This is a genomic window from Roseovarius sp. M141 (assembly GCF_024355225.1).
GTDB lineage: Bacteria > Pseudomonadota > Alphaproteobacteria > Rhodobacterales > Rhodobacteraceae > Roseovarius.
In genome coordinates, this window is record NZ_VCNH01000008.1 from 3,417,773 (window position 1) to 3,437,215 (window position 19,443).

18 protein-coding genes are annotated in these 19,443 nt (G+C 63.6%); 7 read left to right on the forward strand and 11 right to left on the reverse strand.

All coding sequences use genetic code 11. The features are described from left to right. Window positions 1-8: 8 nt before the first annotated feature. The 4 genes from FGD77_RS20645 (at window position 9) to FGD77_RS20660 (ending at window position 2,884) form a co-directional block, all read left to right on the forward strand. Window positions 9-800 carry a transporter substrate-binding domain-containing protein gene (locus FGD77_RS20645; RefSeq protein WP_255013410.1) on the forward strand — a complete coding sequence of 264 codons (792 nt, stop codon included), beginning with the start codon at window positions 9-11 and terminating at the stop codon, window positions 798-800. 68 nt (window positions 801-868) lie between these two features. After that, window positions 869-1,561, forward strand: coding sequence for an ABC transporter permease (locus tag FGD77_RS20650; protein WP_255013413.1), 693 nt, complete (start codon window positions 869-871; stop codon window positions 1,559-1,561). Beyond that, entirely contained in the window at window positions 1,561-2,319 is a 759-nt protein-coding gene (locus FGD77_RS20655; RefSeq protein ID WP_255013415.1) for an ABC transporter permease, read from the forward strand. The genes FGD77_RS20650 and FGD77_RS20655 overlap by 1 nt, the downstream gene beginning before the upstream one ends. An 82-nt stretch (window positions 2,320-2,401) precedes the next feature. After that, complete coding sequence (locus FGD77_RS20660; RefSeq protein WP_255013418.1) at window positions 2,402-2,884, forward strand: isoprenylcysteine carboxylmethyltransferase family protein; 483 nt, start codon at window positions 2,402-2,404, stop codon at window positions 2,882-2,884. 188 nt (window positions 2,885-3,072) lie between these two features. On the opposite strand, the gene FGD77_RS20665 is transcribed toward FGD77_RS20660, so the two are convergent. The 3 genes from FGD77_RS20665 to FGD77_RS20675 all read right to left on the reverse strand — a co-directional run bounded on the left by FGD77_RS20665 (window position 3,073) and on the right by FGD77_RS20675 (window position 5,929). Continuing rightward, the gene (locus FGD77_RS20665) at window positions 3,073-3,624 is read right to left on the reverse strand and encodes an EF-hand domain-containing protein (RefSeq protein ID WP_255013419.1); all 552 of its coding nucleotides are present in this window, start codon (window positions 3,622-3,624) and stop codon (window positions 3,073-3,075) included. Window positions 3,625-3,845: 221 nt separating this feature from the next. Next, the gene (locus tag FGD77_RS20670) at window positions 3,846-5,210 is read right to left on the reverse strand and encodes an ATP-binding protein (protein ID WP_255013422.1); all 1,365 of its coding nucleotides are present in this window, start codon (window positions 5,208-5,210) and stop codon (window positions 3,846-3,848) included. Then, on the reverse strand, window positions 5,210-5,929 hold the full coding sequence (locus FGD77_RS20675; RefSeq protein WP_255013425.1) for a response regulator: 720 nt from the start codon (window positions 5,927-5,929) through the stop codon (window positions 5,210-5,212). Before FGD77_RS20675 ends, FGD77_RS20670 begins: the two co-directional genes overlap by 1 nt. Before the next feature lie 326 nt (window positions 5,930-6,255). On the opposite strand from FGD77_RS20675, the gene FGD77_RS20680 reads away from it, so the two are divergent. Then, entirely contained in the window at window positions 6,256-7,104 is an 849-nt protein-coding gene (locus tag FGD77_RS20680; protein ID WP_255013428.1) for a PRC-barrel domain-containing protein, read from the forward strand. 122 nt (window positions 7,105-7,226) lie between these two features. Here FGD77_RS20680 and FGD77_RS20685 read toward each other — a convergent pair whose 3' ends face one another. From FGD77_RS20685 to FGD77_RS20705, 5 genes are all read right to left on the reverse strand, one after another. Further along, window positions 7,227-7,769 (reverse strand): biotin transporter BioY, encoded by a 543-nt coding sequence (locus FGD77_RS20685; protein ID WP_255013431.1) that lies wholly within the window; start codon window positions 7,767-7,769, stop codon window positions 7,227-7,229. Window positions 7,770-7,926: 157 nt separating this feature from the next. Continuing rightward, window positions 7,927-8,523 carry an energy-coupling factor transporter transmembrane protein EcfT gene (locus FGD77_RS20690; protein WP_255013434.1) on the reverse strand — a complete coding sequence of 199 codons (597 nt, stop codon included), beginning with the start codon at window positions 8,521-8,523 and terminating at the stop codon, window positions 7,927-7,929. Beyond that, entirely contained in the window at window positions 8,498-9,220 is a 723-nt protein-coding gene (locus FGD77_RS20695; protein WP_255013437.1) for an energy-coupling factor ABC transporter ATP-binding protein, read from the reverse strand. The genes FGD77_RS20690 and FGD77_RS20695 overlap by 26 nt, the downstream gene beginning before the upstream one ends. 63 nt (window positions 9,221-9,283) lie before the next feature. Beyond that, window positions 9,284-10,801 carry an aldehyde dehydrogenase family protein gene (locus tag FGD77_RS20700; RefSeq protein ID WP_255013440.1) on the reverse strand — a complete coding sequence of 506 codons (1,518 nt, stop codon included), beginning with the start codon at window positions 10,799-10,801 and terminating at the stop codon, window positions 9,284-9,286. A gap of 9 nt (window positions 10,802-10,810) precedes the next feature. Then, window positions 10,811-11,905, reverse strand: coding sequence for a saccharopine dehydrogenase NADP-binding domain-containing protein (locus FGD77_RS20705; RefSeq protein WP_255013442.1), 1,095 nt, complete (start codon window positions 11,903-11,905; stop codon window positions 10,811-10,813). Between the two features lie 177 nt (window positions 11,906-12,082). Here FGD77_RS20705 and FGD77_RS20710 point away from each other — a divergent pair, with 177 nt between their 5' ends. Next, window positions 12,083-14,263, forward strand: coding sequence for a thiamine pyrophosphate-dependent enzyme (locus tag FGD77_RS20710; RefSeq protein ID WP_255013444.1), 2,181 nt, complete (start codon window positions 12,083-12,085; stop codon window positions 14,261-14,263). After that, window positions 14,260-15,288 carry an ACP S-malonyltransferase gene (locus FGD77_RS20715; RefSeq protein ID WP_255013446.1) on the forward strand — a complete coding sequence of 343 codons (1,029 nt, stop codon included), beginning with the start codon at window positions 14,260-14,262 and terminating at the stop codon, window positions 15,286-15,288. Before FGD77_RS20710 ends, FGD77_RS20715 begins: the two co-directional genes overlap by 4 nt. A gap of 46 nt (window positions 15,289-15,334) precedes the next feature. Here FGD77_RS20715 and FGD77_RS20720 read toward each other — a convergent pair whose 3' ends face one another. The 3 genes from FGD77_RS20720 to FGD77_RS20730 all read right to left on the reverse strand — a co-directional run bounded on the left by FGD77_RS20720 (window position 15,335) and on the right by FGD77_RS20730 (window position 19,325). Continuing rightward, window positions 15,335-16,378: a PAS domain-containing sensor histidine kinase gene (locus FGD77_RS20720; RefSeq protein ID WP_255013448.1), complete on the reverse strand. Its 1,044-nt coding sequence runs from the start codon at window positions 16,376-16,378 to the stop codon at window positions 15,335-15,337. A gap of 125 nt (window positions 16,379-16,503) precedes the next feature. Further along, on the reverse strand, window positions 16,504-17,289 hold the full coding sequence (locus FGD77_RS20725) for a carnitinyl-CoA dehydratase (RefSeq protein WP_255013450.1): 786 nt from the start codon (window positions 17,287-17,289) through the stop codon (window positions 16,504-16,506). Further along, the gene (locus FGD77_RS20730) at window positions 17,286-19,325 is read right to left on the reverse strand and encodes an acetate--CoA ligase family protein (protein WP_255013452.1); all 2,040 of its coding nucleotides are present in this window, start codon (window positions 19,323-19,325) and stop codon (window positions 17,286-17,288) included. The genes FGD77_RS20725 and FGD77_RS20730 overlap by 4 nt, the downstream gene beginning before the upstream one ends. Window positions 19,326-19,443: the final 118 nt, after the last annotated feature.

Genomic DNA, 19,443 nt, shown 5'->3' on the forward strand with positions numbered 1-19,443 from the left:
ACCAAAAAATGATCCGTAGAACTGTTTTGACCACTGTCGCTGCCGCCGCACTGGCCGCGATTGCCCTCCCCGCTGCCGCGCAGGACACGCTGCGCATCGCCGTCGAGGGCGCCTACCCTCCGTTTTCAGCCACGTCATCGGACGGCACGCTTGTCGGGTTCGACATTGACATCGCCAAGGCGCTTTGCGCTGAAATGCAGCGCGAATGCGAGCTGGTCCAGCAGGAGTGGGACGGCATGATCCCCGCGCTCAAGGCGCAAAAGTTCGACGCCATCGTCGCCTCCATGTCGATCACCGAAGAGCGCAAGCGCCAGATCGATTTCTCGGACAAGTATTATCAGACACCGGCCCGTGTGGTGGCCCGCAAGGACGCCGATTTTGAGGGCACGCCCGAAGGTCTGGCGGGCAAACGCATCGGCGTTCAGCGCGGCGCGACGCACCAGTGCTATGCGGAAAAGACGTTCCCCGATGCGGAAATCATTCTTTATGGCTCGCAGGACGAAGTGTTCCGTGACCTCGCGCTGGGCCGTGTGGATGCGCAACTGTCCGACAGCCTGATCGCCAAGGAGGGTTTTCTCGATACCGATGCAGGCGTTGACTACGCCTTCCTCGGCGAAGATCATCTGGACATCGAATGCTATGGCGAAGGCGTCGGCATCGCGGTGCGCCAGGGCGACGAGGCGCTGCGCGACGAACTGAGCGCGGCAATCCTCGCCATCCGCGAAAGCGGCGTCTACGGCGAAATCAACGACAAATATTTCGAGTTTGACATCTATGGCGGGCGTCCTGCGTCCGAATGATCTGACTGGCATCGAACAACCGTCAGGGCGGCACCCCGTCGCCCTGACCCGCAACCGGGAGACGCCTGATGGACCTGATACTGGAATACCAATCCCAGTTGATTGACGGAACGCTCATGACGATCAAGCTGGCGCTGACGTCCCTTGTCATCGCGCTGTTGTTCGGGCTGCTGGGCGCCTGGGCGAAACTGTCCTCCAGCCGTCTGGCGCGGCGTCTGGCCGGGCTGTACACGACCATCGTGCGCGGCGTGCCCGACCTCGTGCTGATCCTGCTGGTTTTTTACGGCGGTCAGGTGACGCTGAACAATATCGGCGTGATGACCGGCCTGTGGGGCTATATCGAGGTCAGCCAGTTTGCTGCCGGTGCCTGCACCATTGGCGTGATTTTCGGCGCCTATTTCACCGAAACGTTCCGGGGGTCGATCATGGCCATCCCGCGCGGCCAAATCGAAGCAGGGATCAGCTGCGGCATGTCCAGAACGCTGATTTTCCGCCACATCATCTGGCCCCAGATGGTGCGCTATGCGTTGCCGGGTTTTACCAACAACTGGCTGGTGCAACTCAAGACGACGGCGCTGGTTTCGGTCATCGGCCTTCAGGATCTGGTCTATAACGCGTTCACCGCAGGCCGCTCCACGGGCCAGCTGTTCACCTTCATGGCGGCGGCTTTTGTCATCTATCTGATGCTGACCGCCGTTTCGGATGTTTTGCTGCGCGCGCTTGAGCGGCACTACAGCCGCGGCGTGGTGAGGGCTGGATGATGGAAAATATACTGTCCTATATCCCGCTCGATATCGCGCTGATCGCCGAGAATTTTGACCGTTTCCTATATGGTGTGTGGATCACGCTGAACCTGACGTTTCTGGCGCTGCTGCTGGGTGGGCTGATCGCGATTCCCATGGCGATCGCGCGCGCATCCAGGCACCCTGTCTTCAACCCGCTGGTACAGGGCTACACCTATGTCTTTCGCGGCACGCCGCTGCTGGTCCAGACCTATCTGATCTATTACGGCGTCGGGCAGTTCGATGTCATCCGCAACAGCTTTCTGTGGGATCCGATCCTGTCTTCGGCATGGTGGTGCGCGTTGATCGCGTTCACCCTCAATACGGCGGCCTACACGACCGAGCTGCTGCGCGGTTCCATCGCCGACACCCCAACCGGCGAGGTCGAGGCAGCCATCGCCACCGGCCATTCCTACCGCAGCCGCATGCGCCGGATCATCCTGCCCTCGGCCTTCCGACGGGCGATCCCGGCCTATTCCAATGAGGTCATCTTCATGCTGCACGGGTCGGTCATCGCCAGCACGATCACGCTTCAGGATATCCTTGGGGTCGGGCGCTGGCTGAACGGGCGCTACTATCTGGCCTATGAGGGGTTCATCACGGCGGCGGTGCTCTATTTCCTGATCGTTCTGTGCATCACATGGGCCTTCCGCTGGTTCGAGCGCCGCTATCTGCGCCATCTGGTCCGCCGCACCGAGGAGGTGAAGCCTGATATCGCCCCCACCCCCGTCACCTGAAGCGAGATTCAGATAGCGCATTTTTGCTCAGCTACAGGGTCCGTCTGAAGCGTTGCGAATGGATGCCCTCGTGTTTTGGAGAATGACAAAAACCTTGCTGATCCTTCCGGGGACCGCGCTGATCTACGTCCCGCTTGTGATCCACTGGCTTGGCGACCGTTGGCCGTTTGGCCCCATGGACGGGACGGGTATTCAATGGGTCTTGGCCGTAATACTGGCCATACCCGCACTTGTTCTGGCCGTCAGGACGATGGTCCTGTTCACGCGCGAAGGCCAAGGGACCCCGGCGCCATGGGACCCACCCCGGAAATTTGTCGTGACTGGACCCTACCGATACATGCGCAACCCGATGCTTTTGTCCGTCATTCTCATGATCCTCGCAGAAGCTTTGGCGCTGGGTAGCCTTCTGCTCCTTGGCTGGGCGGTGGCCTTCTTTCTTCTCAACACAGTCTATTTCGCTGTCAAAGAAGAACCGGATCTGGAGCGGCGCTTTGGCGAGGATTACCTGCGTTACAAGGCGAACGTGCCGCGATGGGTTCCTCTTTTGCAGCCCTACGACTCCTAGAGCAGCGACAGATGGCTACTTGCGATGGCTCAAATGTTGCGCGGCTTGTGAATGACGGCAGGGCGGACACAGCGCCGCGTCATCGGATATCAGAAATACGGTCGTCGTGATTTAGTCCTACGACGCCCTCAAGGCGGGGCATCCTGTGCCCCGCCCCCAGCGTCGAATCAGCTGCGGTCGCCACCTTTTCAGTCTTTGCGTGAGCCGCCCTTGTGACCATGCCCGCGGCCGTGGTCCTCCATCGATAGCGCGCCATCGCCGTTGCGATCCATCCGCTCGACCAACCCGCCAAAGCGGTTGTCCATCTCCTCGTCGCTGATCGTGCCGTCGCCATCCGCGTCAAGGCGCTGGAACGCACGGACCATCTTCGTGCGGGTCAGATCGCGGTAGACCGTGTCGAACTCCTCGATGCTGAGCCCGCCATCGCCGTCGGCATCCGCCGCCGTGACCTGTGCTGCGCGGAAGGTGTCGACCTCATCCTGGGTAACTTTGCCGTCCCCATTGCCGTCCATCCGCTGGAACATCTGCTGCATCATCTCAGACTTGCCACGTCCGCCATAGCCGTGTCCGCGACCATGTGAGCGATGCCCGTTGGATGCAGCTTTGGTCACTTGGGCGGAAGCCGCCGGGGTGCCACTTGCGTCCTGTGCGGGCGCGGTCTGCGCAGTCGCAATCGCGGTTCCCGCTGTCAGGGCAATGGCGGCGGCGAAAAGAACGGGGAGGGAGTTTGTCGGTTTCATTTCAAGACCTTTCTTTGTGTTCCTCAAAAGGGGCCAGCGCCCCTTGACCTCAACTTAGGTGCTAATCGCACATTATGTGTGTCAGCGGGCCAGTCGATTTGTCGTCAGTCGTCGCAAGCCTTCATTCTGATACAGCTTGCGACAAACTCGGCATCGGATGGCCGGTCCGGGCACCGAACATGCCCGCGCAGGGCCACCCTACAGCCGTTGCCATGCCCAATTCAGGCCGATCTCTGCAACGGCAGAGTTACTGTCGCGCGCAGTCCACCTTCAACGCGATTTTCAAGCATGATCTGGCCACCGTGCGCGATAATGGTCGTGCGCGCGATCGAAAGGCCCAGGCCCGCACCGCCGGTGTCCAGGTTACGGCTGTCATCGCCCCGGGTAAACGGCTGGAACATGGCATCCAGATGATCTGTCGGGATGCCGGGACCAGTGTCCTCGATCGTGACGATGGCATGTCGCGCGTCCTGCGATAGCGTAACCGTCGCTTCGCCGCCGTAGCGTATGGCGTTGTCGATGAGGTTGCCGATAGCCCGGCCAAGGGCTACGGGGCGGCCCGTCACTTGGACTTTTGCATCGGCACTGAATGTCACGGCGCGATCATCGCAAAGATGTCTAATCAACGCGCCCAGTTCGACCGGCTTCACCTCCTCTGCGTCCCGTCCCTCTTTTGCATATCTGACAAGGCCATCGGCCATCACGGTCATCGCGTCCAGTGTGCGTACCATCGCGTCGCGCAGGTCCGAATCGTCGACCATTTCGGCACGGATGCGCAGGCTGGTCATCGGCGTGCGCAGATCATGGCCCACAGCGGCAAACATGCGCATCCGCTCGGCGTCAAACTGCGATATCTCGGCCTGCATCGCGTTAAAGGCGCGCGCCGCGTCGCGCATTTCCCGCGGACCTTCTTCGGGTACCCGCGCGGTGCGGTCGCCGCGCCCGGCTGCCTCGGCGGCGTGGGACAGCCGGCCCAGTGGTTTCGTCAACAGGCGGGCAACGGCGATGGCAACGCCAAGCACGCAGAGCAGCGACAGGGCAAGAACGATCAGAATCGACTTGCCGTCGACATGGCGGGGGCGGGGTGGCGCGCCGCTGATCACAACGTTGAGCCATTGGGCCTGTCCGCCCTGCGCGACAAGCGGCGCGGTGATGCCGATGAACCCGCCCGTTCGCCCCCCATGCCGCCGGTCAGAGGCACCCGCCCGATGCGGACGCTCGATAGTGCCCACTGTCACATCGTCACGTTTCAGCGTTTCGGCAAGCCGCGCCGCGATGTATTGGGACCGGGTGTCCGTGCCGATTTCGCGCAGCAACGGGGTCTTTCCCACCCTCACCCGCGCAAAACGAGACGACGCCTCCCGCGCAATCACCCGCCGGGCCCGTGCATCGACAGCCTCCATCGCGGAAATAAGGTCCACGACACGCTCAATCACGCGGTCTTCGGTGGCTTGCCGACCAAAGCGCCGCTGTTCAAAATTGAGGACAACCAGTGCAATCGCGTTGGCGACGAGCAAAGCGATCGCCAGCAGCAGGACAATGCGCCCTGCCAGCGCATCGGGAAGAAGACGTCTGAGCCGATTCATCAGCCGGCCTCCGTCACGTCCGCCACCAGCCTGTAGCCGCCACCCCATTCGGTAATCAGGATCTGAGGGTCTTTGGGATTGACCTCGATCTTGCGGCGCAGGCGGCTGATCTGGTTGTCGATGGCACGGTCATATGCCTTTGCCTCTCGCCCGGCGGTCAGATCCAGCAAGGTCGCGCGGCTCAACACACTGCGCGGCTGATCAAGGAAAATACCTAACAGGCGATTTTCAGCGGTGGTCAGCGTAACAACCTGGCCATCATCGCCGATCAGTTTCAGGGCATCCGGGGCATGCACCCAGCCGGCAAAGGCGCGCCGCTCGCTGGGCGGGGCGGCCACCTCGGGCGGGGTGCGCCGCAGGATCGCGCGGATGCGCGCCAACAGCTCGCGCGGGTTGAACGGCTTGACCAGATAATCATCAGCCCCGATCTCAAGCCCGACGATGCGGTCCGTTTCATCCGCCATCGCGGTCAACAGCAGCACAGGCGGGCCGTCATGGGCAACCAGCCATCGGCACAGGCTCAGCCCGTCCTCGCCCGGCATCATGATGTCGAGGACGACGAGGTGAATGGCCGCCTCCTCCAAGATCTCGCGCGCTTGGGCGGCATCCGCGGCCAGCCGTGTTCGCAGCCCCTGCTTGCGCAGATATTGGCTGAGCGGCTCGCGAATATCGCGGGCATCGTCAACGATCAGGATCTGCGGTGCGATCGGGTCTGTCATGATTGTTCTCCTCCGGCGATGTCCGGTTTTCGCTATCCTGAATAGCGTCGTTTTCCGCAGAAATAATAGCAACAGGCGGGCCATTCGGGGAAAGATAAGTGTCGCAAAATGTATCAAGCGGCCGCGGCGATGCGCACCGTGATAGTCCGGCGTCGGTGCTGAAAAAACCCTCCCGCAGTTGGCCCCGAAAGTGGCATGCAGGGCAGTGAACGCCTCAGGGAAAGCCTGCCGAATCCGAAAAAATCGCAACTGTCTTGGAACCGATCTGCACCGCGTCAGTTGTGTGCCCAGAGCGAAGAACAGTAATGCAAACAAGGAGTACCAAGATGAAGACCCTTCTGAGCACAACCGCACTCGTGATCGCAATGACCGGCGCCGTCAGTGCCGAAACCAGCGCCACTGGCTTTGGTCAGGTCGAAATGCAGCAGAGCGATTTCTACGCCTCCAAACTGATCGGCATGCGTATCTACAACGCCGAAAATGCCGTTGAAGCAGACGCGACAATCGCAGACGGCGGTGAAGTCGAGTGGGACGATATCGGTGAGATCAACGATATCATCGTGACCCAAGATGGCACTGTCAGTGCAGTGATCCTGGGCGTCGGCGGCTTCCTCGGGATTGGCGAGCGCGACGTCGCAGTACCGATGGACGAGATCACGGTCGTGCGCGAGGAAGGCGACAGCGACGACCGCTTCCTCGTGGTGTCGACGACCAAAGAGGCGCTGGAGCAGATGCCCGCATTCGAGCGTGGCGATGATATGGCCGAAGCCGAAATGGTCGCAGACGATGATGTCGCCGTCAATGATACGGCGCAGATGACCAATGAGGGCGCCCAGCGCGAATTGCTGCCCCGTCCGGCAGTCGAGCGTGAAGGTTACGCCGAAGTTGAAATGAGCCAAGTCACCGAGATGACATCCGAGCAACTGGAAGGTGCTGTCGTATACGGCGCGAATGACGAAAGCGTCGGCGAGGTCGACAGTCTGGTTCTGGGCGACGACGGCAAAGTGTCCCACGTGGTCATCAATGTCGGCGGCTTCCTGGGCCTCGGCGAGAAGCCTGTCGCAGTGACGTTTGACGAACTCCAGATCCTGCAACAGCAGGACGGTGACGACGTGCGTATCTATATCGACAGTACCCAAGAACTTCTGGAAGCGCAGCCCGAATACGAAATGTAACCCGGGTGATCTGACACACGACAAGGCCCGTCCTTAACAGGATGGGCCTTTTTCATGCGCCTATGGCCGACGCGTCTGCGCTTACAAGGGGCAGTCAGATGCAATCACAGGGTGCTGGTCAGTCAGGCCCGCGACAGCACCGCGCGGGGCCGCGCCCGGTACAGCGCGGACGTCACGAGTCCCGCCAGCACCGCCTTGATCACATCGCCGGGTATAAAGGCCGTGACCAGCATGGTCGCCTCGCCCAGTGTCTTGCCCAGCACCTGCGCCATGCCCACGATGCCAAAAACATAGAGGACCACACCGCCAACAGCAGCCGCAACCCCAGCCGCGACAGCCAGCGGCGCGCTGCGCCAGCTTTGGGTGATGAGACCCGCGACGAACGCGGCAATCGGGAAGGCGAGAAAGAAACCGCCGGTGGGGCCGACGATCACACCCAGCCCGCCTTTGCCGCCAGACAATAGCGGCATACCAAGGCACACCAGCAGCATGAACAACAGAACCGCCATTGCTCCGCGTTTAGCGCCCAGAACGGTGCCGCACAGCATGACGCCAAGGCTCTGCGCGGTGATCGGCACGCCGAAGGGCAGCATGATTGCCGGGATGATCCCCAGCGCGGCGATAAGCGCGGCAAAGAGCGCAATGAGCGCGATATTACGTTCCATGGGCGGACGGCTCCTGTCTGGGGTCGGGGGACGTTGCGCCGGAATTCGCGCCCAACGCAACCAAAAATTCGCGTCGGGCAATCTGCCGACGCAAGTTTTTGAGAATCCCCTAAAGCGTTTCGCAAAAAACCTGAATCACAGCTTTTCGCGAAACGCTTTAAACCCCACCGCGCGCCTTCAGCGCGTCGGCCACATGCTCGGCGTCGTCTATCGCGATCAGGGTAAACGGCAGCACGATCCGCCAGCCCGGACGGCGGGGCGACCGCGCGCGCCACGCGCGTGACATCGCCATGCCCTTGTCCGCCAGCATCGGCGTGAACCGAATGACCAGCGCGATCCCCAACTCCAGCGCGCGCGTGTCCATTCCGAAACGGCGCAAGGGGGACGCCAGCCAGCGCACAACCCGGATCATGTCCGACAGCCGTGTCGTCATGGTGACAAGGTTGGCCAGCCCCACCGCCGTCACCAGCCGCAGCGCGATCACCGCGCCCTGCGCCGGTGTCGCCGTGACCAGATGCCAAAGGCAAATCACCGCCAGAAATGGCCACAGCATCCGTATCCGCGTCATGCCGCTGCGGAAAAACACCGCTCCGGGCGCGACATAAAGCGCCAGCATCACGACAAATGCCGCCCCCTGCCCCGCCGCGCTGTCCAGCGCGAACAGCCCCATCGTGGCAATGCACAGCGCGCCCAGTTTGGCCCCCGCAGGCCAGCCATGCGCCCATGTCTCAACCGGCGAGGTCAGAGATATCATCCATCCCTCCCTGCCGTTCCATATCGGCGGCAAACTCTGCCAGAACATCGCCCGCCAGCCCGTCGCCGGCGATGCGGCCCTCGGCGATCCAGATCACGCGGTCATATCCGGCCAGAGTGGCGGGATCGTGGCTGATATGCAGCAGATGCGCGTCGACCCCGTCCAGATAGCGCGTCAGCTGCATCCGCGTGGGAATGTCGAGGCCCGATAGCGGTTCGTCCAGCACGATCAGACGCGGGCGCATCGCAAGAATCGACATCAGGCACAGCAGTTGTTTTTGCCCCTGACTCAGCGGGTGAACCGCCGCGCCCGCCCAATGGGCCTTGCCGAACTGCTCCAGAATGGCGCGCACGCCTGCTGCCGCCTCGGGTTTGGACTGGCCCAGCTGCGTCAGGCCAAAGGCGATTTCCTCGTCCACGGTGGGGAAAATGATCTGGTGATCGGGGTTCTGGAACAGGATGCCGACCGTGCGGATCGCGGCCTTGCGGTCCTTGGCCACATCGACGCCGAACAGCCGCACCGCGCCGCTATCGGGCGCCTGTAGCCCGGCAATCACCCGCGCGAGCGTGCTTTTGCCTGATCCGTTGCGCCCGACGACGCCGATGCGCCGCTGATCGCCGTGCAGGGTGATCCCATGCAAAATCGCCCGCCCCTCAAGGGCGAGCGATATGTTGTCGAGTGCCAGTGGCTGCGCCAATGTCCATCCGTCCCGTGTTACCGCCCGCAACGTGTAGCCGCGCGGGCGGCATCAAAACAAGGCTCAGATGTCGAATTTGACCCCTTGGGCCAGCGGCAGCTCGTCCGAGTAGTTGATCGTGTTGGTCTGGCGCCGCATGTAGCCCTTCCACGCATCCGATCCCGACTCGCGCCCGCCGCCGGTTTCCTTTTCGCCGCCAAACGCGCCACCGATCTCGGCGCCCGAGGGGCCGATGTTGACGTTGGCAATGCCGCAATCGCTGCCGGTGTCGGACACGAACCGCTCGGCCTCGCGCACGTTGAGGGTGAATATGCAGCTGGACAGGCCCTGCGGCACGTCGTTCTGCATCTCGATCGCCTCGTCCAGCGTGTCATATTCCATGACGTAAAGGATCGGCGCGAAGGTCTCGTGCTTCACGATGTCGGTCTGGCCCGGCATGACCGCAATCGCCGGTTTGACATAAACGCCGCCCTCGGGCGCACCGTCTGCCGCGCCGCCGCCGATGATGGTGCCGCCCTGGGCCTTGGCTGCCTCCAGCGCCTTGTCCATGCCCTGGCCTGCGGCCTTGTCGATCAGCGGGCCGATCAGCGTGGCAGATTCCAACGGGCTGCCGATGGGCAGGCCGCCGTAAGCCTTCTCCAACTTGGCCACCAGATCATCCTTGATGGATTTATGCACGATCAGGCGGCGCAGCGAGGTGCAGCGCTGGCCAGCCGTGCCGACAGCGGAAAAGGTGATCGCGCGCACGGCCATATCGAGGTCTGCGGACGGCGCGACGATCATCGCGTTGTTGCCGCCCAGTTCAAGGATGCAGCGGCCGAAACGCTCGGCCACTTTTGGTCCGACAGCCCCGCCCATGCGGGTCGAACCGGTGGCCGAGATGATCGGCACGTGCTTGGATTTCGCCAGCGCCTCGCCCAGATCGGCGCGGCCGATGACGACCTGCAGCAGGTTCTCGGGCGCATCATCGCCAAACCGCGCCACAGCGCGCGCCATGATGTTGGCCGAGGCCAGCGCGGTCAGCGGCGTCTTCTCGGACGGCTTCCAGATCACCGGATCGCCGCACACGAATGCCAGCGCCGAATTCCACGCCCACGGCGCGACCGGGAAGTTGAAGGCGGTGATGACGCCCGCAGGCCCCATCGGGTGCCATGTTTCCATCATGCGGTGGCCCGGACGTTCGGATGCGATGGTCAGGCCATATAGCTGGCGCGACAGGCCGACGGCGAAATCGCAGATGTCGATCATCTCCTGCACCTCGCCCAGACCCTCGGAGACGATCTTGCCCGCCTCCCAGCTGACCAGCGCGCCGAGGTCGTCCTTGGCGTTGCGCAGCTCTTCGCCCAGCAGGCGCACCAGCTCGCCCCGGCGGGGGGCCGGCACCTGGCGCCATGCCTTGAAGGCGGTGTTCGCGTTCGCGATCACGGCGTCCATGTCGGCACTCTTGGTTTCGGTCAGGTCGGCCATCAGGCTACCATCGACGGGCGAATGGACGGCCAGGGTACCACCTGTCAGGTCGCCCTCTTTCAGGCCCAGATTGGCAAGGACGGTTTTCAGGGATGTGTCATTCGAGGTGCTCATGGCATGCTCCTATTCTGTAATGCTACCCGGTGCGTAAAGCGCGCCGGACTCGGTGGCAAGGAAGTCGGCCAATTTCACCTGCTCCTGCCCGACAAATCCTGCCTGCGGCAGTTTGCCCATGCGCATCAGATCGACGACCGCCAGAATGCCGGCAGCCGTGGTGATCTGGATCGCGCTCCAATGCCTGCCGTCTATCTTGCGCGCGACCGTCTTGTTGATGAAACTGCGTTCGCGCAACGCGCCGTCCTTCATACCAGTTGCCGTGCAATAGACCAGTACCACATCCTGATCGGTGCGCGGCAGGGCCGTCTCGAAGATATCCTTGAGCAGATCGCGCCGCCGCTCCAGCCCCAGATCGTGCAGCAGCATTTTCAGAATCGCGCAATGGCCGGGATAGCGCATGGTGCGGTAAGACACCCGGCGCGCGCGACCCTTCAGCGTTTCGGCCAGCGTGCCAAGGCCGCCGGAGGTGCTGAAACACTCGTAGTCCACACCATCAAGGGCCAGCTCCTCCAGATCCTCCAGCGGAGCCAGCTGGCGCAGATCTCCGTCCACCAGCGCGGTGCAGGGGTTGCAGTATTCGTTGATCAGCCCATCCGTCGACCATGTCAGATTGTATTTCAGCGCGTTCGTCGGATAGAGCGGCAGCGCGCCCACGCGCAGCGACAGTGTATCCAATTCATCGAACTGCGCCGCCAGATCTGCGCCCGCGATCCCGACGAAACCGGGCGCAAGGCCGCATTGCGGCATGAAGGCCGTCTGCGCGCCTTCGGCCAGCTTTTGCACGGCGCGGGTCGCCTCCACATCTTCGGTCAGGTCAAAATAATGCGCGCCTGCGGCCTTGGCCGCTCCGGCGATCTGCGGCGTCAGGAAAAAGGGCGCGGCGCTGATGACACCGTGGTGCCCGTTGAGCGCCGATGTCAGCGCGGCGGTATCGGTCACATCGACCTCTGCGATCCTAATCCCCGCATCGCCCAGCGCCTTTAGCCCCGCCGCGTCGCGGTCGATCACTGTCACCTCGTAATGCGGCGAGCGGTGCAAAAGCGCGGCAATCATCTGTCCGATATTGCCCGCGCCGACGATTGCGATGTTCCAGACATCCATATCTGCGCCCTCCTTATTACCCTACTGTCAGGAATGCAGGCGTCGCTCTGCCCGGTGATTGGCCAGATCATCGCGCCGCCCGGCGCGATGTGTCAAGCGACGGCGCCATTGCCTGCTTGCACCGCCGCCGGGTGGCGGGCAATGTGCGCGGCAAATCTCAGATGACCGGAGGGTTTGATGGACCGCGCAGAGATCGTGCATGAAAACTTTGTCGCCCGCGTATCGTCCGGCGATCTGCCGCAGGGTGCTGCGCCGTCGGATGCGCTGAGCGATACCGAGGCCGTGACGCTCTACCGCGCGCAATGCGTCAGCCGCGCGCTGGATCGCACCAGCCGCGCGATGCAAAAGGCGGGCCAGGGGTTCTACACCATCGGATCGTCGGGGCACGAGGGGATGGCGGCGGTCGCGCACGCACTGCGCCCCGATGACATCGCGTTCCTGCATTACCGCGATGCTGCGTTCCAGATCGCCCGCGCAGGGCAGGTGCCGGGCCAGTCGATCACATGGGACATGCTGCTGAGTTTCGCCTGTTCGTCCGAGGATCCGATTTCCGGCGGGCGCCACAAGGTGCTGGGGTCACGCGCGCTGATGATTCCGCCGCAGACCTCGACCATCGCCAGCCACCTGCCCAAGGCGGTCGGCGCGGCCTATGGTCTGGGACTGGCGCGCCGCCGCCCGCCCGAACATCGTGCCCTGCCCCATGACGGCATCGCGATGGCGTCATTCGGCGATGCCTCGGCCAACCATTCCACCGCGCAGGGCGCGATCAACACCGCGGGCTGGACATCCGTGCAATCGGTGCCCATGCCCCTGCTTCTGGTGTGCGAGGATAACGGCATCGGCATTTCCACCCAAACGCCCAAGGGTTGGATCGCCGCCAGCATGCAGCACCGCCCCGGCATCCGGTATTTCCACGCCGACGGGCTGGACATCTACGACACCGCAAAGGTCGCCGCCGAGGCCGCGCACTATGCGCGCACCCAGCGCAAGCCGGCGTTTCTGCACCTGACCATGGTACGCCTTTATGGTCACGCGGGCGCCGATCTGCCCACCACCTACCTGCCAAAGGCGCATGTCGAGGCGGAGGAGGCAAACGATCCGCTGCTGCATACGGTCCGCCTGCTGGAGGCGGCGGGCGCGCTTGAGCGAGCCGAGGCGCTGAGCATCTACGAGGAAACAAATGCCCGCGTCGCCCGCGTGGCAGACGAGGCCGTCACCCGCCCCCGCCTGAAAACCGCCGCCGATGTGATGGCCAGCATCATCCCGCCCAAGCGCGACTGCGCCCCCACCAACGGCCCCAGCGCCGAGCAGCGCGAGGCAGCCTTCGGTAGCGATATCAAGCAGATGGACCAGCCCCAGCCGATGAGCCGTCTGATCAACTGGGCGCTCACCGACCTCATGCTGACCCATGGCGAAATCGTGGTGATGGGCGAGGATGTCGGCCGCAAGGGCGGCGTCTACGGCGTCACCCAGCGCCTTCACCAACGCTTTGGCACCGACCGGGTGATCGACACGCTGCTGGACGAACAAAGCATCCTCGGCCTTGCCATCGGCATGGCGCATAACGGCTTTATCCCGTTGCCGGAAATCCAGTTCCTCGCCTATCTGCACAATGCCGAGGACCAGCTGCGCGGCGAGGCGGCGACGCTGCCGTTTTTCAGCCAAGGGCAATTTACCAACCCGATGGTGCTGCGCATCGCGGGGCTGGGGTATCAAAAGGGCTTTGGCGGGCATTTCCACAACGACAACAGCCTCGCCGTGCTGCGCGACATTCCGGGGCTGGTGGTCGCCTGCCCCTCGAACGGGCCGGATGCCGCGATGATGCTGCGCGAATGCGTGCGGCTGGCCCGCGAGGAACAGCGCGTCGTGGTGTTCGTGGAGCCTATCGCGCTTTATCCGATGCGCGATCTGCACGAGGCCGGTGATAGCGGCTGGATGGGCACTTACCCCGCCCCGGACGAGCGTATCCCGCTGGATAGTGTCGGCGTGCATGGGCAAGGCAAGGATCTGGCCATCGTCAGCTATGGCAACGGATATTACCTGTCCCGGCAGGCGCAGGAGGTGCTGCACAGCGAAGGGATCGACGCGCGCGTCATCGACATGCGCTGGATCGCGCCCCTGCCTGCGCAGGCGCTGCTGGACGCCACGCGCGGCTGCAAATCCGTGCTGATCGTCGATGAATGCCGCCACACCGGCGGCCAGGCCGAAGGGCTGATGGCGCTGTTTGTCGAGCGGGCCGAACTGCCGGTCAGCCGCATCACCGCGCAGGACAGTTTCATCGCCACCGGCCCGGCCTACGCGGCCACCATGCCATCGCGCGACAGCATCGTCGCCGCTGCCAAGGAGGCCTGCGAATGACCTGCCGCGCCGTTCTGATCTGCCCCGGCCGGGGCACCTATAACAAGCCCGAGCTGGGCTATCTGCACCGCCATCACAGCGGCGCCCCGCTGCTGGACACATTCGACGATCTGCGCCGCGCTGAGGGCCAGACGCCTGTAACCGAACTGGACGGCGCCGAGCGGTTTTCCAATGCCACCCACACCGTGGGCGATGCGGCCTCGCCGCTAATCTACGCCGCCTCCTATCTGGACCGGCAGGCGCTGGCCGAGGATATCGAGCTTGTCGCCGTCACCGGCAATTCGATGGGCTGGTACATCGCGCTGGCCGCTGCCGGGGCGCTGGATGCGGCGGGCGGTTTCACCGTGGTCAACACGATGGGTCGGCTGATGCAGGAAGCCTCCATCGGCGGGCAGTTGGTCTATCCCTGCACCGGCCCCGACTGGCGCCCCGACCCTGCCCGCCGGGCCGGGCTGCTGGACACGGTCCGGCAGATCGATGCCGGGGATGCCGTCCTGCGCCTGTCCATCGATCTGGGCGGCATGCTGGTGCTGGCGGGCGACGAGGCGGGGCTAACCGAATTCGAGGCCTCCGTGCCGCGTCTGGACGGCAGGTTTCCCATGCGCCTGCCGCATCACGCCGCGTTCCATACGGACCTGCAAGAGCCCGTGGCCGAGCGGGGCCGCGCGGCCCTGCCACAATCCCTTTTCAGCCAGCCAAAGCTACCGCTGATCGATGGGCGCGGCGCGATCTGGTGGCCCGGCGCGACCGATCCGGACGCCTTGCGCGATTACACGCTGGGCCATCAGGTGACGCAAACCTACGATTTCACCCGCGCCATTCAGATCGCCGCCCGCGAATTCGCGCCCGACATGTTCATCGTCACCGGGCCGGGCAACACGCTGGGCGGCGGCGTCGCGCAGTCGCTGGTCGCCTGCGGCTGGCATGGTATGCATAGCAAAGCGGGCTTCACCGCGCGCCAGTCAGAAGCGCCGCTGCTGGTGTCGATGGGGCTGGACGATCAGCGCGCCATCGTCACGGACTGATGCGTTTCGCGAAACGCTTTAGGCCTGCGGCCCCCGCAAACCGCGGTCAAACGCGCGGCATGTTGAATGTGAACACAGTGCTATCCGCATCAGACTTCACGGTCAGATCGCCGCCATGCGCGCGGGCAATCTCGCGCGCGATGAACAGGCCCAGCCCCAGCCCCTGCTGCGTGTCGCGTGCATTTGATCGCGCGAACGGCTCGAACAGCATCTTGCGCACGTTTGCGGGAATAGGCTCGCCGAGGTTCGTCACCCACAGATAGAACGATCCATCGCGATCCTGCGCGCTGACGGTGACAGCCGCACCTTTTTCGCCATGCACGACGGCATTGGCCAGCAGGTTCGAAATCAGCTGCGCGATACGCTCTGAATCGCAGCGGATAGGATCGCAGAAATCATACTCGGTGATGATTTCGGCCTCGGGATGGGCCAGGCTGATCTCGCGCACGGTCTGCTCCAGGATCGGCTTGACGTCGTGATCGACATGCTCCTCGATGCGAATCCCGCCGCCCAGACGTGCGCGGGCGAAATCCATCACATCGTCGATCAGCCGCGCGATGCGGTCGGTCGATCCCTGAATAGACGCGATCATCTCACCAATCTGCGGATCCTCGGTGTTGCGTGCGATCACGCGCGACGCGGCGTTGATCGCGGCCAGCGGATTGCGCACGTCATGCCCCAGCACGGCAATGAACTGCTCTCGCAGGCTGGCCTCTTGTTCACGTGTCCTGAGTGCGGCCTCGTTTTCCTTTTCCGCAGTGATGCAGCGCCCGGTGCAGAAGAACAACCCACCCTCAGGCACCCCATGCCACGAGATCCACTCATATCCGCCATCCTTGCGACGGAAACGGTTGACGAAGTTCAGGACAGGCTGGCCGCCGCTCATCTGATCAAATGCGGCCTGCATCCTGTTGATGTCATCAGGATGGATCAGATCGGTGAAATGCTGATCGTCGATTTCTGCGCCCGTATACCCGAGGATCTTGAACCATGCCGGGTTCGTTTCGACAAACCTGCCCTCATTGTTCATGAACCCCAGAAGGTCGGGCGTCACCAACCATGTCAGGCCACTACCATCTTTGTGTTTCACGTCTACTAGTCGCCCTTGATCTGTACAGCATCTTAGTATCCTGCCCGGACCCTGCCATCAAGCCTGCTGCAATATGCCCCCTTCGGGCTGCGCACCGCCAGTCTGCACAGCCCCGGACCGCAGTGTCAGCGGCCCTTCCAGACCGGATCGCGCTTTTCCGCGAAGGCGCGCGCGCCTTCCATCTGATCCTCGGAGGAATAGAGCCGCGCGACGGTTTCATACTGGCTGCGTGCGATCTTGTTCATCACGGTCTGAAAATCGCTGCCTTCGGCGTCGCGCACGATTTCCTTGAGCGCGGCATAGACCAGCGGCGGACCGCCCGCCAACTCATCGGCCAGCGCGCGCGCCTGCGTCATCAGATCGGCGGCGGGGACGATCCGGTTGATCATCCCCCAGCGCGCAGCCTCCTCGGCGTCGATCCAGCGACCGGTCAGCAGCATCTCCATCGCGATATGGTAGGGGATACGCTTGGGGAGCTTGACGCTGGCCGCATCCGCGACCGTGCCCGAGCGGATTTCAGGCAGCGCAAAGCTGGCATGATCGGCGGCGAGGATGATGTCCGCGCCCAGCGCCAGTTCCAGCCCCCCGCCGCAGCAGATACCGTTGACGGCGGCGATGACCGGCTTGTTCAGCCCGCGCAACTCCTGCAGGCCGCCAAAGCCGCCGACGCCGTAATCGCCGTCGACCGCATCGCCATCCGCCGCCGCCTTCAGATCCCAGCCGGGGCAGAAGAATTTGTCGCCCGCGCCGGTGATCAACGCAACGCGCAGATTGTCGTCGTCCCGGAAGTCCGCGAACACTTCGCCCATGATCCGGCTGGTTTTCAGATCAATCGCGTTGGCCTTGGGCCGGTCGAGCGTAACCTCCAGCACATGGCCGCGCTTGTCGGTCTTGATGAGGCTGTCTGTCATGTCTTTTCTCCTGTTCTGATGAGCGCGTCGGCAGCGACAGCGCGGGTGGCGGTGCAGATCAGCGGATTGATCTCGGCCTCTTGCAAATGGGCGGCGTTTTGCACCGCATATTCCTGCACCGCCATGATGGCGGCGACAATCGATGCACGGTCCGCACCCGGCTGGCCGCGATATCCGGCCAACATGGGGGCAATGCGCAGACTGTCCAGCGCCTCGGTGATATCTCGTGCCAAGACAGGCAGGATCAGCGATGCGCTATCTTTGAGCATCTCTGTCAGCACACCGCCCGCCGCGATGGTCAGAACAAAGCCATGCGCCGGGTCGCGTACAACACCGATCAGCAGCTCGGCCACGGTGCCGGTGATCATTTCCTCCAGCAGATAGGCGGGTGCGTTCATGCGCGCGGCGGCCTCCATCACGGCGCCCGGTGTGGCAAGGCCGAGGGCGACCGCCCCCGCCTCGGTTTTGTGGGCGAAACCTTCGCCCTTCAGCACCAGCGGCAGGGGCATCGCCTCGGCTGCGGCGCGCAGATCCGCGGCCTCCACCCGGCACGATTGCGGCACCGTCACCCCATGCGCCGCCAGCGCCGCCTTGCTGGCTGCCTCGCTCAGCACATCAGAAGGGCAGTCGGCGCCCGGCAAGAGCACAGGCGCATCGGCCGCGCGGTGACGCCCCAGCGTGGCCGCTGTTTCGATCGCGGTCATTGCCTCTTCGATGCCGAGCAGCGGGATGAGGCCGACATCGGTGATGCGTTGCGCCACCTCCTCGCTCAGGTTCTCCGGCAGGCTGGCAACGAAGGCCAGAGGCGTGCCGCTTGCCTTGGCCGCCGCCGCACCTGCGGCAAGGGTGCAGTCCCATGCGGCATCGCTGCACCTGTCGGTACGTGGAAAATCGACGACAAGGCAACCCAACGCCACGTCACCCGACAACGCGGCGGTAAACGCCTGCGTCATCGCAGGAACATCATCCCAGATGAACGTGTGGTAATCCAGCGGGTTGGCCAGCGCCACCATCGGCCCCAGCGCGGCGCGCAGTGCAGTATGCTGCGCGGTGTCCAGCAGCGGAAAGGTAACGCCGCGCCCGACGGCAGCATCGGCCATCAGGCTCGCCTCGCCGCCCGAGCAGGACATTGATATGATGCGCTCCGATCGCAGCGGCCCGGCCAGATGCAGCAGCTTGAGCGTCTCCAGCAGCTTTGACAGACTTTCAACCTGCGCAATCCCCAGCCGCCTCAACAACGCCCGCGCACCTGCATCGCTGCCCGCCAGCGAGGCCGTGTGCGACACGGCGGCAGCCCGCGCCTGCACCGATTTCCCCGCCTTGAGCGCGACGACAGGCTTGCCCAAGGCGCGCGCGCGCCTTGCCAGCGCCTCAAAGGCGGCCAGATCTCCAACGCCTTCGATATGTAACCCCAGCGCGGTCACGCGGGGGTCCTCCAGCAGCGCCTGCCCGATGTCCGCCAGCCCGGTCTGCGCCTGATTGCCAGCGGTCGCCACATAGGCCAGCGGCAACCCGCGCGCCTGCATGGTCAGGTTGATCGCGATATTCGAGCTTTGGGTAATGAGTGCGACGCCCTTATCGCACCGCGTGCCGCCATGCTGATCAGGCCATAGCAGCGCGCCGTCGAGGTAATTGATGAACCCATAGCAATTTGGCCCGATGATGGGCATGTCGCCCGCCGCATCCAGCAGCCGGTCCTGCAAGGCATCGCCATCGCCCATCTCTGCCTGCGCCTCACGGAACCCGCTGGCAAAACAAACAGCGCCGCCCCCGCCCATGGCGGCAAGGTCGCGCACCGTGTCGATGGTGGCGTTGCGGTTCACTCCGATGAAGGTTGCATCCGGCGCCCCCGGCAGGTCGCCAAGCGAAGCGTAGGTGGGCAGGCCACCCATCTCGGCACGCTTGGGGTGAACCGGCCAAACCGCGCCGTCATACCCCATGCGGCGGCACTGCTCGGTCACCGAAGCGCACCAGACGCCGCCACCAATGACAGCAATTGAGCGGGGCCGGAACAGACGGCTCAGATCGCGAGTCATGGCAGGCGGCCCTCCAAAACAGATTCCATGCCTCCGGCGGGGATATTTTTAGCAAGAAAAAGGGGGCGGTAACGCATAATTAACCACTCTTGGCCAGTATGAAATCACGGTACAGGCG